Origin of the sequence: Azospira restricta (assembly GCF_016858125.1) — a bacterium.
GTDB lineage: Bacteria > Pseudomonadota > Gammaproteobacteria > Burkholderiales > Rhodocyclaceae > Proximibacter > Proximibacter restrictus.
In genome coordinates this window covers 1652877-1667350 of record NZ_CP064781.1, presented here as the reverse complement: position 1 = coordinate 1667350, position 14474 = coordinate 1652877, and the positions used below count along the sequence as shown (strand labels likewise).

The 14474-nt window shown below is 70.6% G+C and carries 18 protein-coding genes; 9 read left to right on the top strand and 9 right to left on the bottom strand.

What is annotated here, in order from left to right:
* Positions 1-2 precede the first annotated feature (2 nt).
* Genes mnmA through IWH25_RS08160 form a run of 3 tightly spaced genes read right to left on the bottom strand, consistent with a single transcriptional unit; the run spans position 3 to position 2150 of the window.
* Positions 3-1124: a tRNA 2-thiouridine(34) synthase MnmA gene (mnmA, locus tag IWH25_RS08170; RefSeq protein WP_238999039.1), complete on the bottom strand. Its 1122-nt coding sequence runs from the start codon at positions 1122-1124 to the stop codon at positions 3-5.
* A complete protein-coding gene (locus IWH25_RS08165; protein ID WP_203388815.1) occupies positions 1114-1695 on the bottom strand; it encodes a hypothetical protein in 582 nt (193 codons plus the stop codon). The genes mnmA and IWH25_RS08165 overlap by 11 nt, the downstream gene beginning before the upstream one ends.
* Entirely contained in the window at positions 1692-2150 is a 459-nt protein-coding gene (locus IWH25_RS08160; RefSeq protein WP_203388814.1) for an NUDIX hydrolase, read from the bottom strand. The genes IWH25_RS08165 and IWH25_RS08160 overlap by 4 nt, the downstream gene beginning before the upstream one ends.
* 176 nt (positions 2151-2326) lie before the next feature.
* Between IWH25_RS08160 and IWH25_RS08155 the strand changes: the two genes are divergently transcribed.
* From IWH25_RS08155 to IWH25_RS08120, 8 genes are all read left to right on the top strand, one after another.
* Positions 2327-3247, top strand: a complete 921-nt coding sequence (locus IWH25_RS08155) for a branched-chain amino acid transaminase (RefSeq protein WP_203388813.1) — start codon at positions 2327-2329, stop codon at positions 3245-3247.
* Between the two features lie 23 nt (positions 3248-3270).
* On the top strand, positions 3271-3465 hold the full coding sequence (locus IWH25_RS08150) for a zinc-finger domain-containing protein (protein WP_203388812.1): 195 nt from the start codon (positions 3271-3273) through the stop codon (positions 3463-3465).
* 63 nt (positions 3466-3528) lie between these two features.
* The gene (gene waaF, locus IWH25_RS08145) at positions 3529-4521 is read left to right on the top strand and encodes a lipopolysaccharide heptosyltransferase II (RefSeq protein ID WP_203388811.1); all 993 of its coding nucleotides are present in this window, start codon (positions 3529-3531) and stop codon (positions 4519-4521) included.
* Positions 4518-4964 carry a YybH family protein gene (locus IWH25_RS08140; protein WP_203388810.1) on the top strand — a complete coding sequence of 149 codons (447 nt, stop codon included), beginning with the start codon at positions 4518-4520 and terminating at the stop codon, positions 4962-4964. The genes waaF and IWH25_RS08140 overlap by 4 nt, the downstream gene beginning before the upstream one ends.
* The gene (locus IWH25_RS08135) at positions 4961-5941 is read left to right on the top strand and encodes a hydrolase (protein WP_238999038.1); all 981 of its coding nucleotides are present in this window, start codon (positions 4961-4963) and stop codon (positions 5939-5941) included. Before IWH25_RS08140 ends, IWH25_RS08135 begins: the two co-directional genes overlap by 4 nt.
* A 1-nt stretch (position 5942) precedes the next feature.
* A complete protein-coding gene (locus IWH25_RS08130) occupies positions 5943-7331 on the top strand; it encodes a phosphomannomutase/phosphoglucomutase (RefSeq protein WP_203388809.1) in 1389 nt (462 codons plus the stop codon).
* A 31-nt stretch (positions 7332-7362) separates the two neighbouring features.
* Positions 7363-8637 (top strand): EAL and HDOD domain-containing protein, encoded by a 1275-nt coding sequence (locus IWH25_RS08125; protein WP_203388808.1) that lies wholly within the window; start codon positions 7363-7365, stop codon positions 8635-8637.
* Between the two features lie 14 nt (positions 8638-8651).
* Entirely contained in the window at positions 8652-9884 is a 1233-nt protein-coding gene (locus tag IWH25_RS08120) for an EAL and HDOD domain-containing protein (protein ID WP_203388807.1), read from the top strand.
* Between the two features lie 23 nt (positions 9885-9907).
* Here IWH25_RS08120 and IWH25_RS08115 read toward each other — a convergent pair whose 3' ends face one another.
* The 4 genes from IWH25_RS08115 to IWH25_RS08100 all read right to left on the bottom strand — a co-directional run bounded on the left by IWH25_RS08115 (position 9908) and on the right by IWH25_RS08100 (position 12574).
* Positions 9908-10402 carry an NUDIX domain-containing protein gene (locus IWH25_RS08115; RefSeq protein WP_203388806.1) on the bottom strand — a complete coding sequence of 165 codons (495 nt, stop codon included), beginning with the start codon at positions 10400-10402 and terminating at the stop codon, positions 9908-9910.
* Positions 10399-11424, bottom strand: coding sequence for a threonine aldolase family protein (locus IWH25_RS08110; protein ID WP_203388805.1), 1026 nt, complete (start codon positions 11422-11424; stop codon positions 10399-10401). Before IWH25_RS08110 ends, IWH25_RS08115 begins: the two co-directional genes overlap by 4 nt.
* Positions 11364-11906: a DNA-deoxyinosine glycosylase gene (locus IWH25_RS08105; RefSeq protein ID WP_238999037.1), complete on the bottom strand. Its 543-nt coding sequence runs from the start codon at positions 11904-11906 to the stop codon at positions 11364-11366. The genes IWH25_RS08110 and IWH25_RS08105 overlap by 61 nt, the downstream gene beginning before the upstream one ends.
* A gap of 131 nt (positions 11907-12037) precedes the next feature.
* A complete protein-coding gene (locus IWH25_RS08100; RefSeq protein ID WP_203388804.1) occupies positions 12038-12574 on the bottom strand; it encodes a flavin reductase family protein in 537 nt (178 codons plus the stop codon).
* Here IWH25_RS08100 and IWH25_RS08095 point away from each other — a divergent pair.
* Positions 12573-13331 (top strand): cupin domain-containing protein, encoded by a 759-nt coding sequence (locus tag IWH25_RS08095; RefSeq protein WP_238999071.1) that lies wholly within the window; start codon positions 12573-12575, stop codon positions 13329-13331. The genes IWH25_RS08100 and IWH25_RS08095 overlap by 2 nt on opposite strands.
* A gap of 31 nt (positions 13332-13362) precedes the next feature.
* Here IWH25_RS08095 and IWH25_RS08090 read toward each other — a convergent pair whose 3' ends face one another.
* Positions 13363-14025, bottom strand: a complete 663-nt coding sequence (locus IWH25_RS08090; protein ID WP_203389189.1) for an RluA family pseudouridine synthase — start codon at positions 14023-14025, stop codon at positions 13363-13365.
* 26 nt (positions 14026-14051) lie between these two features.
* Positions 14052-14471, bottom strand: coding sequence for a bacteriohemerythrin (locus tag IWH25_RS08085; RefSeq protein WP_203388802.1), 420 nt, complete (start codon positions 14469-14471; stop codon positions 14052-14054).
* Positions 14472-14474: the final 3 nt, after the last annotated feature.

Below are 14474 nucleotides of genomic sequence, written 5' to 3'. Positions count from 1 at the left end.
AATTACTGGATGACGCCGCCGCCGAGGCAGACGCGGGATTCGTAGAGCACCACCGACTGCCCCGGCGTCACCGCCCACTGCGGCGCGGCGAAGCGGATCTCGCAGCGCTCGCCGTCGACCTGCTCGACCTCGCAGGCGGCATCTTCCTGGCGGTAGCGCGTCTTCGCGCAATAGACCCAGTGCGTATGCGGCGCCCGGCCGGACACCCAGGACAGGTCGGCGGCGACCAGCGTGTCGGAGAGCAGCGCCGGGTGGTCGTGCCCCTGCACGACGTAGAGCACGTTGGCGGCGACATCCTTCTTCGCGACGAACCAGGCGTCGTGCTCGCCGGAATCGGCGCCCTTGCCGCCCTTGACGCCGCCGATCAGCAGCCCCTTGCGCTGGCCGATGGTGTGATAGGTCATGCCGTCGTGCTCGCCGAGCACGCGCCCGGAGTCGAGCTCGCGGATCTCGCCCTTCTGCGGCGGCAGGTAGCGCATCAGGAAATCCTTGAACGGCCGCTCGCCGATGAAGCAGATGCCGGTCGAGTCCTTCTTCGCGGCGACGTGCAGTCCGGCATCAAGGGCGATCTTGCGCACGTCGCGCTTGTACAGCTCGGCCAGCGGGAAGATCGTCTTGGCGAGCTGCGCCTGGTTCAGCCGGTGCAGGAAGTAGCTCTGGTCCTTGGTGCCGTCCTCGGCCTTCAAGAGCTGGTACTCGACGCCGACTCCGGAGGGCGAGGCCACCTCGCGTACGCCGGCATAGTGGCCGGTGGCGATCTTCGCCGCGCCCATCTTCAGCGCGTGGTCGAGGAAGGCGCGGAACTTGATCTCCGAGTTGCACAGCACGTCCGGGTTCGGCGTGCGGCCGGCCTGGTATTCCTTGAGGAACTCGGCGAAGACGCGCTCCTTGTACTCCTTCGCGAAGTTCACCACCTCGACGTCGATGCCGATCTTGTCGGCGACGCTCATCACGTCGACCAGGTCCTGGCGCGACGAGCAGTACTCGTCGCTGTCGTCGTCCTCCCAGTTCTTCATGAACAGGCCGACGACCTTGTAGCCCTGCTGTTTCAGCAGCAGCGCCGCCACCGACGAATCGACGCCGCCGGACAGGCCGACGACGACGGTATTGTTTTCATTCGACACGGGGTCCCTCCCAATCCATCCAGGCATCCAGCGGCATCACCACCGCCGGCAGGCCGTTATCGTAAAACCAGCTATCGACCGCGTAGCGCGCCCGCGACAGCGGATGCGCATCGCGGTACGGCGCCTTCGGCGCTTCCTCGATCACCGCCGACCAGTGGTCGAAGATGACCAGCCGCGTGCGCACCTCGGGTTCGCGCACGTGGTGCCAGCGCAGCCAGCCGCGCCGCTCGAGCATCTGCAGCAGGCGCGTGGTCGTCGTCGCGTGGTCGATGCAGTCCATGCGGCCATACGCCCCGTCGTCGGCGTAGTTGCCGCCGCGGTCGGCATGGATCGGCGACTGCCGGCCGGCCCAGCCGAGCAGGCGGCCGATCGCGACGCCGACCAGCGCGCGTTCGTGCGCGGCATCGACCGCGTCGTCGAGCAGGTCGCGCACTTCCGCCAGCTGGCGCTTGCCGAACTTGACGGTCGCCGTGTTCAGGCAGCCGTAGTTGTAGCAGACCTCGACCTTCTCCTGCGCGCCGGCGGCGGCGCAGACCAGCGCGAGGCCGCAGAGCAGCGCCGCGCGCCTCATCCGTAGTGCGTCAGCAGTTCCAGCGGATAGCGCCGACCGGCCAGCCAGTCGTCGACGCAGCGCACGATCAACGGGCTGCGGTGGCGGTCGGCCGAGGCGCGGATTTCCTCCGGCGTCAGCCAGCGCGCGGCGACGATGCCTTCGTCCAGCCGGCGCTCCGGTTCGTGGCCGACGATCTCGCCGCCGAAGGCGAAGCGCAGGTAGGTGACGTCCCTGGCCTCGTTGCGCCAGCTGTAGACGCCGACCAGGAAGCGCGGCACGAAGTGGTAGCCGGTTTCCTCGAGCGCCTCGCGGACGACGGCGTCGACCAGCGCCTCGCGGCATTCGAGGTGGCCGGCCGGCTGGTTGAAACGCAGGCCGTCGTCGGTCGCTTCCTCGACCAGCAGGAAGCGGCCGTCGCGCTCGATGACGGCGGCGACGGTGACGTTGGGTTTCCAGATGGCGGCGTTGGACATGGCAAACGGGGCGGAAGCAAAACCGGCATTTTACCGCCTGCAAGCCCGGATTCCGCGCCGGCAAGACAAAACCGCGTCAGCCGCCGACCGGCGGCGGCACGACGGAAGGGGGCGAAATCGGCTAAAATCGACCCTTTCGATTGACCTCTGGCAACAGAATCACAGGAGACAAGATCATGTCGATGTCCGACCGCGACGGCTTCATCTGGATGGATGGCGAACTGGTGCCCTGGCGCGAGGCGACCACGCACGTGCTGACGCACTCGCTGCACTACGGCCTGTCCGTCTTCGAGGGCGTCCGCGCCTACAAGACCGACAAGGGCACGGCGATCTTCCGCCTCAAGGAGCACACCGACCGCCTGTTCAACTCGGCGCACATCTACATGATGCAGATCCCGTTCAGCCGCGAACAGCTGGCGGAAGCGCAGAAGGAAGTCGTGCGCGCGAACAAGCTGGAATCCTGCTACCTGCGCCCGATCGCCTTCTACGGCTCGGAGAAGATGGGCGTCTCGCCGCGCGGCGCCAAGGTGCACGTCGCCATCGCCGCCTGGCCGTGGGGCGCCTACCTCGGCGAGGAAGGCCTGGAGAAGGGCATCCGCGTCAAGACCGCGTCCTTCGCCCGCCACCACGTGAACGTGACGATGCCGCGCGCCAAGGTCGCCACCACCTACGCCAACTCGATCCTCGCCAACCTCGAAGCGACGCAGGACGGCTACGACGAGGCGCTGCTGCTCGACACCATGGGCTTCGTCGCCGAAGGCGCCGGCGAGAACCTGTTCGTGATCAAGAACGGCACCATCTACGAACCGCAGATCACCTCCGGCCTGTGCGGCATCACCCGCGAGACGGTGATGAAGCTCGCCGCCGACCTCGGCTACCAGGTCGTCTCCAGGCCGATCACGCGCGACGACATCTACATCGCCGACGAGGCCTTCTTCACCGGCACCGCCGCAGAAGTGACGCCGATCCGCGAACTCGACAACCGCGTCATCGGCGAAGGCAAGCGCGGCCCGATCACGACCAAGCTGCAGGCCCGCTTCTTCGACCTGGTGAACGGCCGCCTGCCCGAATACGCCGACTGGCTGGCCTACGTTTGAGCAACGCCCAGGGAGATAAGGGAATGTCCGAGAAGCAGCAAACCACCGTCGAAGTCACCGCCCAGGACCTGCCGCTGCACTGCCCGCAGCCGAACGCACCGCTGTGGTCGCGGCACCCGCGCGTCTTCCTCGACGTGACGCACAACGGCGAAGTCACCTGCCCGTACTGCAGCGCCCGTTACGTGTTCAAGGGCGAACTGCCCAAGGGCCATCACTGAGCCCCGCGCGGCCGCCCACGGGCGGCCGTTTGCATTGACGTCGCACCGCCCCGCCCCCGCCCGATGAAAGCCCTGATCGTCGCCCCCTCCTGGATCGGCGACACCGTGATGGCGCACCCGCTGTTCGTGCGCCTGCACGAGCGCGATCCCGGCCTCGAACTGCACGCGCTGGCGCCGCGCTGGGTGGCGCCGGTACTGCGGCGCATGCCGGAGATCGCCGGCGTCGTCGACAGCCCCTTCGGCCACGGCCAGCTGTCGCTCCCGGCGCGCTGGCGGCTGGCGCGCGAACTGGCGGCGCAGAAGTTCGACCGCGTCTACGTGCTACCCAACTCGCTGAAGTCGGCGCTGATCCCGTTCCTGGCCGGCATCCCGCAGCGCATCGGCTTCACCGGCGAATCGCGGGTCGGCCTGATCAACGTCCGCCACACGCTGGACAAGGTCGCGCTGCCGCAGATGGCCGAACGCTTCGCGCAGCTCGCGGAAGCCGTCGGCGCGCCGCTGCCGCGCCCGCTGCCGCTGCCCAGGCTAGCCTCCACGCCCGTCCAGCAGGACGCCACGCTCGCCGCGCTCGGCCTTCCCCGCCCGCCGAAGCTGGTCGTCTTCTGCCCCGGCGCCGAATACGGCCCGGCCAAGCGCTGGCCGACGCGGCACTTCGCGACGCTGGCGCGCGAGCTCGCCGCGCGCGGCTACACCGTGTGGTCGCTCGGCTCGCCGAAGGACGCGCCGGTCGGCGACGAGATCGCCGCCCAGGGCCCGGCCGACAACCTGTGCGGCAGGACCTCGCTCGACCAGGCGATCGACCTGATCGCGCTCGCCGACTTCGTCGTCTGTAACGATTCCGGGCTGATGCACGTCGCCGCCGCCCTCGGCCGGCCGCTGACGGCGCTCTACGGCTCGTCGTCGCCGGGCTTCACGCCGCCGCTGTCGCCGACGGCGAAGGTGGTCAGCCTGCAGCTCGACTGCAGCCCCTGCTTCCAGCGCGAGTGCCCGCTCGGCCACCTCGACTGCCTGGAAAAGCTCGACCCGCAACGCGTGCTGAAGGAGTCTCTGCCATGAGCAACACGCATCCGCCGCACCCGACCCTGTTCGCCTCGCCCGACGACGCAGAGGCCGCCTTCTACGACGCGATCGAACGCGGCGACCTGGAGGCGATGATGGCGACCTGGGCCGACGACGAGGAAGTCGTCTGCATCCACCCGTCCGGCCAGCGCCTCTCTGGCCACGCGGCGGTGCGCGAATCGTGGCGGCAGGTGTTCGAGAGCGGCTCGCGCCTGCACGTGCGCGTCTCGCACACGGTGCGCTGGACGAGCGCGCTGATGGCCGTGCACAACGTGCTGGAAACTCTCTACCTCGGCGACGACCCGACCCCGCACGGGCCGATGCTCGCCACCAACGTCTACATTCGCGGCGCCAAGGGCTGGCGCCTGCTCGCCCACCACGCCTCGACGGCCAGCGAGCCGCCGTCGGAAGGCAACGCGCCGCCGCGGATCCTGCATTGAGCGACATAGCCGCCGCGCCCGCCTTTCCCGCGTACCGCGCGCCGAAATGGCTGCCCGGCGGCCACGCGCAGACGCTCTACCCGCTGCTGATCAAGCCGCTGCCGCCGGCCTACCGGCGCGAGCGCTGGGAGACGCCGGACGGCGACTTCATCGACCTCGACTGGATCGACGGCGCCGCCGGGCAGCCGGTCGTCGTTCTCTTCCACGGCCTCGAGGGCAGCTCGCGCAGCCATTACGCCACCGCCTTGATGCAGGCGCTGCAGGCGCGCGGCTGGACCGGCGTCGTCTCGCACTTCCGCGGCTGCTCGGGCGAAATCAACCGGCTGCCGCGGGCCTACCACTCCGGCGATTCGGACGAGGTGGACTGGGTGCTGCACCGCCTGCACCAGCAGCATCCGTACCGGCCGCTGTTCGCGGTCGGCGTCTCGCTCGGCGGCAACGCGCTCCTGAAGTGGCTGGGCGAGCGCGAATTCCGCGCCGGCGACCTGCTGCGCGCGGCGGCGGCGGTGTGCGCCCCGCTCGACCTCGCCGCCTGCGGCCACCAGCTGGGCCGCGGCTTCAACCGCCTGTACACCCGCCATTTCCTGCAGACGCTGAAGCACAATGCCGCCGAGAAGCTCAGGCACTACCCCGGCCTCTTCGACGAGCAGCGCATGCGGCACGCGCGCAACCTGTACGAGTTCGACGACGCCGTCACCGCGCCGCTGCACGGCTTCGCCGGCGCCGACGACTACTGGCGGCGCGCCTCGGCGAAACCCTTCCTGCGCAGCATCCGGCTGCCGACGCTGCTGCTCGCCGCGAAGAACGATCCCTTCCTGCCGGCGCATGCGCTGCCGCACGCCGACGAGGCGTCGCCGCAGGTGACGCTCGACCTCGCGCACGAAGGCGGCCACGTCGGCTTCGTCGCCGGCAGCCTGCCGGGCCGGCTCGACTGGATGCCGCAACGCCTCCTCCATTTCTTCGATCATGGAAACTGACATGACCCAGACCCACATCACGCTCCCGCCCGAAATCTTCAAGGCCTACGACATCCGCGGCATCGTCGGCAAATCGCTCACCCCCGAGATCTGCCGCGCCGTCGGCCAGGCGCTCGGCTCGCTCGCCCGCGAGCGCGGCCAGAGCGCGATCGCCGTCGGCCGCGACGGACGGCTGTCCGGCCCGGAGCTCGCCGGCGCGCTGATGCAGGGCATCGTCAGCGCCGGCGTCGACGCGATCGACGTCGGCTGCGTGCCGACGCCGCTGACCTACTTCGCCGCCTACGAACTGGGCTGCCACAGCTGCGTCTCGGTCACCGGCAGCCACAACCCGCCCGACTACAACGGCCTGAAGATGGTGATCGCCGGCGAGACGCTGGCGCTCGACGCGATCCAGCAGCTGAAGGCGCGCATCGAGGCCGGCGAGCTGCTGACCGGCAGCGGCACGATCCGCTCGGCCGACGTACGCGACGCCTACGTCGCCCGCATCGTCGGCGACGTCAAGCTGGCGCGGCCGCTGAAGATCGTCATCGACTGCGGCAACGGCGTCGCCGGCGGCATCGCGCCGGCGCTGTTCAGGCAGCTGGGCTGCGAGCTGGTCGAGCTGTTCTGCGAGGTCGACGGCAACTTCCCGAACCACCACCCCGACCCGTCGAAGCCGGAGAACCTGCAGGACGTGATCCGCGCGCTGCAGGAGACCGACGCCGAGATCGGGCTCGCCTTCGACGGCGACGGCGACCGCCTCGGCGTCGTCACCAAGGATGGCGAGATCATCTTCCCCGACCGCCAGCTGATGCTCTTCGCCGCCGACGTGCTCTCCCGCGTGCCCGGCGGCGAGATCATCTACGACGTCAAATGCACGCGCCTCCTGGCGCCGTTCATCCGCGAGCGCGGCGGCCGGCCGACGATGTGGCAGACCGGCCACGCTCTGATCAAGAAGAAGCTGAAGGAGACCGGTGCCCCGCTCGCCGGCGAGATGAGCGGCCACGTCTTCTTCAAGGAGCGCTGGTTCGGCTTCGACGACGGCCTGTACACCGGCGCCCGCCTGCTCGAGATCCTGGCGCGCAGCGCCGACCCGAGCGCGGTGCTGAAGGCGCTGCCGAACGCGACCAGCACGCCCGAGCTGAACATCAAGATGGCCGAGGGCGAGCCGTTCGCGCTGCTCGACGAGCTGAAGGCGAGCGCCCGCTTCACCGATGCGCAGGAGGTGATCACCATCGACGGCCTGCGCGTCGAGTACGCCGACGGCTTCGGCCTGGCCCGGCCGTCGAACACGACACCGGTGGTGGTGCTGCGTTTCGAGGCCGACAACCCGGCGGCGCTGGCCCGCATCCAGGACGACTTCCGCCGCGTGCTGCAGGCCGCCCGCCCGGCGCTGGCGCTTCCGTTCTAGAATCGGGCAGCGCCCCCTCGGAACGACGACCATGACCGACCCCGCCGACGCCGGCAGCAGCGAGCTCTTCCTCGGCCGCCAGCCGATCCTCGACCGCAGCCAGCAGCTGCTCGCCTACGAGCTGCTGTTCCGCAACGGCCGGCAGAACGCGGCCAACGTCGAGGACCCGGTGCAGGCGACGGCGACGGTGGTCACCAACGCCTTCTCCGAACTCGCCGTCGGCGATGCGCTCGGCCCCTACCGCGGCTTCATCAACGTCGACCGCGACTTCCTGTTCAGCGACATGATCGAGCTGCTGCCGAAGGACGCGGTGATGCTCGAACTGCTCGAGACGATCACCCCCGACGAGGCCGTCGTCGCCCGCGTCCGCGAGTTGAAGGACAAGGGCTTCCAGCTCGCGCTCGACGACGTCGTCGGGCTCGACGACGACTACGACGAGCTGCTGACGCTGGTCGACGTGGTCAAGGTCGACCTGCAGCCGCTGTCACCGGACCAGGTGCGCACGATCGTCGACCGCGTCCGACCGACCGGCGCCCGGCTGCTGGCCGAGAAGGTGGACTCGAAGGAGCAGATGGAATTCTGCCGCGAGCTGGGCTTCGAGCTATTCCAGGGCTACTACTTCGCGCGGCCGACGATCATCGCCGGCCGCAAGCTCGACCACTCCCAGCTGGCGCTGCTCAGGCTGACGCAGCTGCTGCTGGAAGACGCCGAGACCGCCGAACTGGAGCAGGTGTTCAAGGGCCAGCCCGGCCTCACCGTGAACCTGCTGCGGCTGACCAACTCGGTCGCCTGCGGCGTGCGCACGCGCATCACCTCGCTGCGCCACGCGATCACCATGCTCGGCCGCCGCCAGCTGCAGCGCTGGCTGCAGCTGCTGCTCTTCGCCAACCCGCAGGGCGGCGGCGTGACGCCGCTGCTGCAGCTCGCCGCGACGCGCGGGCGGCTGATGGAGCTGCTCGCCGACAAGCTGCGCGGCCGTGCTGCCGACCTCCCCGACCAGGCCTTTATGACCGGCATCATGTCGCTGATGCCGGCGCTGCTCGGCCAAGCGATCGAAGACATCCTCGCCCAGCTGCCGGTGCCGCCGGCGATGGCGCAGGCGCTCGCCGCCGCCCCCGGCGCGGAGCGCCCGGGCACGCTCGGCCGCCTGCTCGCGCTGGCCGAGACCAGCGAGGGCGGCGACCCGGCGGCGGTCGCGGCGCTGCTGCCGGGGCTCTATGGCATCACGCCGGCGGGGCTCAATGCCGCGATCGCGCAGGCGCTGGCCTGGGCCAACGAGATCGGCCGCGACGCCGGCAACGACTGAGACTCCGCGCGACGATGGACACCGCCACCCCGCCCCTGCCCCGCCCGCTGCTGATCGGCCGCCAGCCGATCCTCGACCGCGCGCAGCAGCTGGTCGGCTACGCGCTGCGCTTCCGCGGCCCCGGGCAGTCGGCGGCCTCCGCCGGCGTCGTCGGCGCCGCCTGGGCCGGGCTCGGCCTCGGCACCGCGCTCGGGCCGCTGCGCGCCCGCATCGACGCCGACGAGCGCTTCGTCCTCGACGACCTCAGCGAACTGCAGCCGGCCGCCGGCATCGTCCTTGCCCTCGACTTCGCCGGCGCCGCCGACGCCGCGCTGCTGGCGCGCTGCCGCACGCTGCGCGAGCGCGGCTACACGCTGGCGCTGGCGCGCTACGCCGGCCCCGACGAACGCAGCGACGCGCTGCTGCCGCTGGTCGACATCGCCGCCATCGACGCGCAGGAAAACGCCGAACGGCTCGCCGAGCTCGCCGGTGGGCTGGCCGGGCTGCCGCTGCAGATCCTCGCCGGGAACGTGGGCACGCGCGAGCAGATGGAGCGCTGCCGCGCGGCCGGCTGCCAGCTCTTCCAGGGCGACTACGTCACCCGCCCGACGATCGTCCGCGGCCGCCAGCTGTCGGCCTCGCAGCTGGGCATCATCCGCCTGCTCAACCTGGTCGCGCGCGAGGCGGACAGCACCGACCTCGAAGAGAACTTCAAGCGCGAGCCGGGGCTCACCGTCAACCTGCTGCGCCTGGTCAACGCCGTCGGCATCGGCGTCGTGCGCAAGGTCGATTCGCTGCGCCACGCGATCGCCGTGCTCGGCCGCAAGCAGCTGCTACGCTGGCTGCAGCTGCTGCTGATGGCCTCGTCGGGCGGCGGCGAGGCCCCCGAGCGCAACCCGCTGCTGCAGCTCGCGGCCGGGCGCGGCCGGCTGCTCGAAATCCTCGCCGGGCGCCTGTCGCCGGGCAAGCGCACGCTCGGCGACGAAGCCTTCCTCGCCGGCATCATGTCCTTGATGCCGGCCGCGCTGGGCCTGCCGATGGACGAGATCCTGGCGCAGATCCCGGTGGTCGACGACGTTCGCCACGCGCTGGCGGCGCACGAGGGCGAACTGGGCCGGCTGCTGGCGCTGGTCGAGCGCCTCGACGCCGCCGACTGGGACGGCTGCGACGCGCTGCTCGGCGAGCTGCCGGCGCTGTCGCACGACGCGCTGAACCGCAGCCTGGTCGACGCGCTGGCCTGGATCCACGGCGAGTCCGGCGACGACTGAGCGCCGGCCGCCGGGCGATCGCCTCAGCCGCGCGCGGACGCCTGCCGCGCCAGCCAGTCGCGCACCGCGAGGCCGGTGCCGAAATCCCACGCGCGCAGCTTCTCCGGATCGATCAGGCGGACTTCGGCCAGTTCCTCGTTGAGCACGATCTCGCCGGCGGCGACGACGTGGTAAGCGATGATCACCTCGTTCCGGCGCTCGAACGGATAGACGCCGATCAGCGCGACCGCCTCCGCGACCAGCCCCAGCTCCTCCGCCACCTCGCGCGCCACGGCGTCTTCCGGCGACTCGCCGGCCTCCAGGAAGCCGCTGATCAGGCCGAACGTCCCCTCCGCCCAGGCCGCGTTGCGCGCCAGCACGATACGCCCGTCGCGTTCGACCAGCGCCGCCACCACCGGCAGCGGATTGTTCCATTCGACGTGGCCGCAGCCGGCGGCGCACACCAGGCGCAGGCGGCCGGCGAGCGGCAGCGTCTCCAGCGCGGCGCCGCAGGCGCGGCAGAAGCGTGCGCCGCTCACCCCGCCAGTTCCCGCAGGTCGGCGAGCAGCGCGTCGACGCTGTCCGGCTGCGTGTCCCAGGCGCACATGAAGCGCGCGCCGCCGGCGCCGATGAAGGTATAGAAGCGCCAGCCGCGCGCGCGCAGGCCGTCGATCAGCGCCGGCGGCAGTTCGGCGAAGACGCCGTTGGCCTCGACCGGGAACAGCAGCCGCGCCGCCGGGATCGCCGCCAGCCCGTCGGCCAGCCGCCGTGCCATCGCGTTGGCGTGCGCGGCGTGGCGCAGCCAGGCGCCGTCCTCCAGCATGCCCAGCCAGGGCGCCGACAGGAAGCGCATCTTCGACGCCAGCTGCCCGGCCTGCTTGCAGCGCCAGGCGAAGTCCTCGGACAGCGCGCGGTCGAAGAACACCACCGCCTCGCCGACCGGCAGACCCATCTTGGTGCCGCCGAAGCACAGCACGTCGACGCCGGCGCGCCAGGTGATCTCCGCCGGCGAAACGCCGAGCGCGGCCACTGCGTTGGCGAAGCGCGCGCCGTCCATGTGCACGCGCAGGCCGCTGGCGTGCGCGAGGTCGGCGATGGCGGCGATCTCGTCGACGCGATAGACGGTGCCGACCTCGGTCGCCTGCGTCAGCGTCACCACGCGCGGCTTCGGGTAGTGGATGTCGCTGCGCCGCGCGACCACCTCGCGCACCGCCTCCGGCGTCAGCTTGCCGTGCTCGCCCTTGGCCGGCAGCAGCTTGGAGCCGTTGGAGAAGAATTCCGGGCCGCCGCATTCGTCGGTGTCGACGTGCGCCAGCTCGTGGCAGACGACGCTGTGGTAGCTCTGGCACAGCGAGGCCAGCGCCAGCGAGTTGGCGGCGGTGCCGTTGAACGCGAAATAGACGTCGCAGTCGGTGTCGAACAGCGCGCGCAGGCGGTCGGAGACGCGCCGCGTCCAGTCGTCGTCGCCGTAGGCCGGCGCGTGCCCGGCGTTGGCGGCGATCAGCGCGGCGAGCGCTTCCGGGCAGATTCCGGCGTAGTTGTCGCTGGCGAAGTGTTGCATCGGGGTTCCTCCTGTCGAGCCGGCATTCTCTCATCGTCGGCCAGCAGCGGCGACAGCGCCGCGCGCCAGACCGCCAGCTTCTGCTCGAACGAAAATGCGGCGTTGGCCGGGCTGGTCGAGGGCAGGCGCGCGAGCCGCAGCGCGCCGCCGGCCGCCAGATGCGGCAGCACGTGGCGGCGGAAGCAGTCCTCGGCGGCGGCACCGTTGAAGAACACGTGGCGCACCCGCGGGTGGGCAGCGAAAAAGGCCGGCAGGTCGTTCGCCACCGCGCTGTCGCGGTCGATCATCGCATCCAGGCTGCCCGCGCGCGCGCAGGTATGCAGCACGTCCCACAGCGCGACGCCGGCCGCGCGCAGCGCCGCGGTGCGCGCCGCGTACGGGGCATCGGCGGCAAAGCCGAGCAGCGCGCCCATCAGCGGCCAGAAGGCGTTGCGCGCATGCGCGTAGTAGCGGCCGGCGACGAGCGAGGCGACGCCGGGCATGCTGCCGAGGATCAGTACCCGCGCGCCGGCGTCGGCGACCGGCGGGAAGCTCTGTACGACGTCCGCCGGCGGCCTTCCCGCCTTTCCGTTTCCCTTCGTGGCGATGCTCGTGCCTCCTGTACGCGCGGTGCCTACTTCATCTTCGACGGCAGCCGGATCTCGTCACCGGCGACCATGAAGCGGCCCTTGCCGCGATGGTGGATCGTCTGCGGCGCCTTCACCGCCGGATCGACCCAGGCCTGCACCACCTCGAGCACGAAGAAGCCGTAGCGGTTCACCGCCCGCGTGTCGGCGACGCGGCATTCGAGGCTGGCGTAGCACTCGGCGATCAGCGGCGCCGCGACTTTCTTCGCCGGCTTCGCGGTGAGGCCGAAGCGGGCGAACTTGTCGACCTCGGCGCCGGTCGTGTTGCCGCAGCCGACCACCTGCGCGGCGAGCTCGACGGTCGGGATGTTGAGCACGCATTCGCGCGAGCGCTTGATCCTGCCGTAGCTGTAGTCGCGGTTGCTGATCACGCAGCCGACCAGCGGCGGCTCGAATTCCAACATCGTGTGCCAGGACATCGCCATCACGTCCGGACCGTCGCGACCGGCGGTGGTGACCAGCACCACCGGGCCGGGTTCGAGCAGGGTATAGACCCGGGCAAGGGGAAAGCTGCGCTTGGCCATGCTCCGTCCTTCCATCGTCGGCAACGGAAAAATTCTACCCCGCATGGCGGCAAGCGGCGACCGACGTCCCCCCCGGCGATTGCGCGGGATCCGCTCCGGTATCGACGACCTCGCCTTGACTCTGCCGGTCGCCGCACCTAGAACCAGAACGTCGTCACCGCCAGCGGACGCCGCAATCGCCGCGTGGCGAACGGCGACTCCGCCTGCCGGCACTTCCCCCCAGTTCGTCGAGAGGATTGCAAGCCCCTGCGGCTACGGCGCGATCCCATCCATCCCCCAACAGGAGTCAGTCATGAAGAAAATCTATCGACAAATCGGTACGCAAACGCTTTCCGCACTGGCCGGAACCGCCATCCTGCTGCTCACCCCGGCTGCGGCCTGGGCCGAGGAAAGCGCGGCGCTGCCCAAGGGCTTCAAGACGGCGCCGCTGCTGAAGGGCGGCAAGACGGCAGACGGCGACGCGATCGCCTATCCGCGGTCGGACAAGCCGGAGATCGTATCGGTGGTCGGCACGCTGGAGGCCGGTGGCCGCACTGCACTGCACCAGCACCCGGTTCCCGTCTTCGTCTACGTCATGGAGGGCGAACTCGAAGTCCAGACCGAAGGCAAGGACGTGCGACGCTACAAGACCGGAGAGGCCTTCCTCGAAAGCATCGGACGCTGGCACCAGGCGTTCAACAAAACCGACAAGCCGGTGAAGCTGCTGGTGTTGTTCGTCGGCGAAGAAGGCAAGCCGACGACGCAGGCCAAGCCTTGAGGCGAAAGCCCGCGCGCAACGGCCGGCGGGGTCAGAACGGCGCCGGGCAGGCGAAAGCCAGCGGCGCGCCGTTCTGCGGATGCGCGAAGGCGAGGGTATCGGCATGCAGCAGCAGGCGCGGCGCCTTCGCCTGCGCCGCCGGCGGCGCATAAAGCGCGTCGCCGAGGATCGGGTGGCCGAGCGCCAGCAGGTGCACGCGCAGCTGGTGCGAGCGGCCGGTCTCCGGCGCGAGCGCGACGCGGGTCGCGTCCTGCGCCGGGTCGTAGGCGAGGCGGCGCCAGCGCGTCAGCGAGGGCTTGCCGAGTTCGTGGTCGACCTTCTGCCGCGGCCGGTTCGGCCAGTCGGCGACCAGCGGCAGGTCGATCGTGCCGGCGGCCTCGGCGAGCCGACCGTCGACCACCGCGACGTAGCCCTTGTCCACCTGCCGCGACTGGAAGGCGGCGCTCAGCCGGCGCTGCATCTCGGCGCCACGGGCAAGCACGATCAGCCCGGAGGTCTCCATGTCCAGCCGGTGCACGATCAGCGCGTCGGGATAGACGGCCTGCGCGCGGCGGGCCAGGCAGTCGTCCTTGCCGGGGCCGCGCCCGGGCACCGAGAGCAGGCCGCCCGGCTTGTTCAGCACGAGCAGCGCGGCGTCGGCATGGACGACGTCGAGGCCGGTATCCGGCGGCGCGGAATAGGGAAGGCTGTGCACGGTCGTCGCCGCGGCGGCGCAGGCGTTCACCCGGCCGGCGCCGTCGACGCGCGATCCGGCATCGCCTTCAGGTAGACCGCATACGCGCAGTCGGCGGTCAGGATGTGGTTGTAGATCCAGCCGTGGATCAGCCGCTGCACCTCGTCGGCGATCTGGTCGAGGCTCATCGTCATCGCCCGCGCCAGCAGTTCGACCAGCATCCTCCGGCATTCGCCGTGCTGGCGCCGGTGCTCGTCGAGGCCGGGAAAGCCGCAGGCCGCCATCATCTCCTCTTCCTCGCGGAAATGCGTCTTCACGTGGTCGCAGAGGATCGCCAGCGACTTCATCATGCGGATCTGGTCGCCGCCGTCGGCGAAGGTCGCGGCCAGCTCGAACAGCCGACGATGCTGCGCATCGATGCGCGGCACGTCGGAAACGAGGATCGACGCGCAGTCGGCGACAGCCATGTT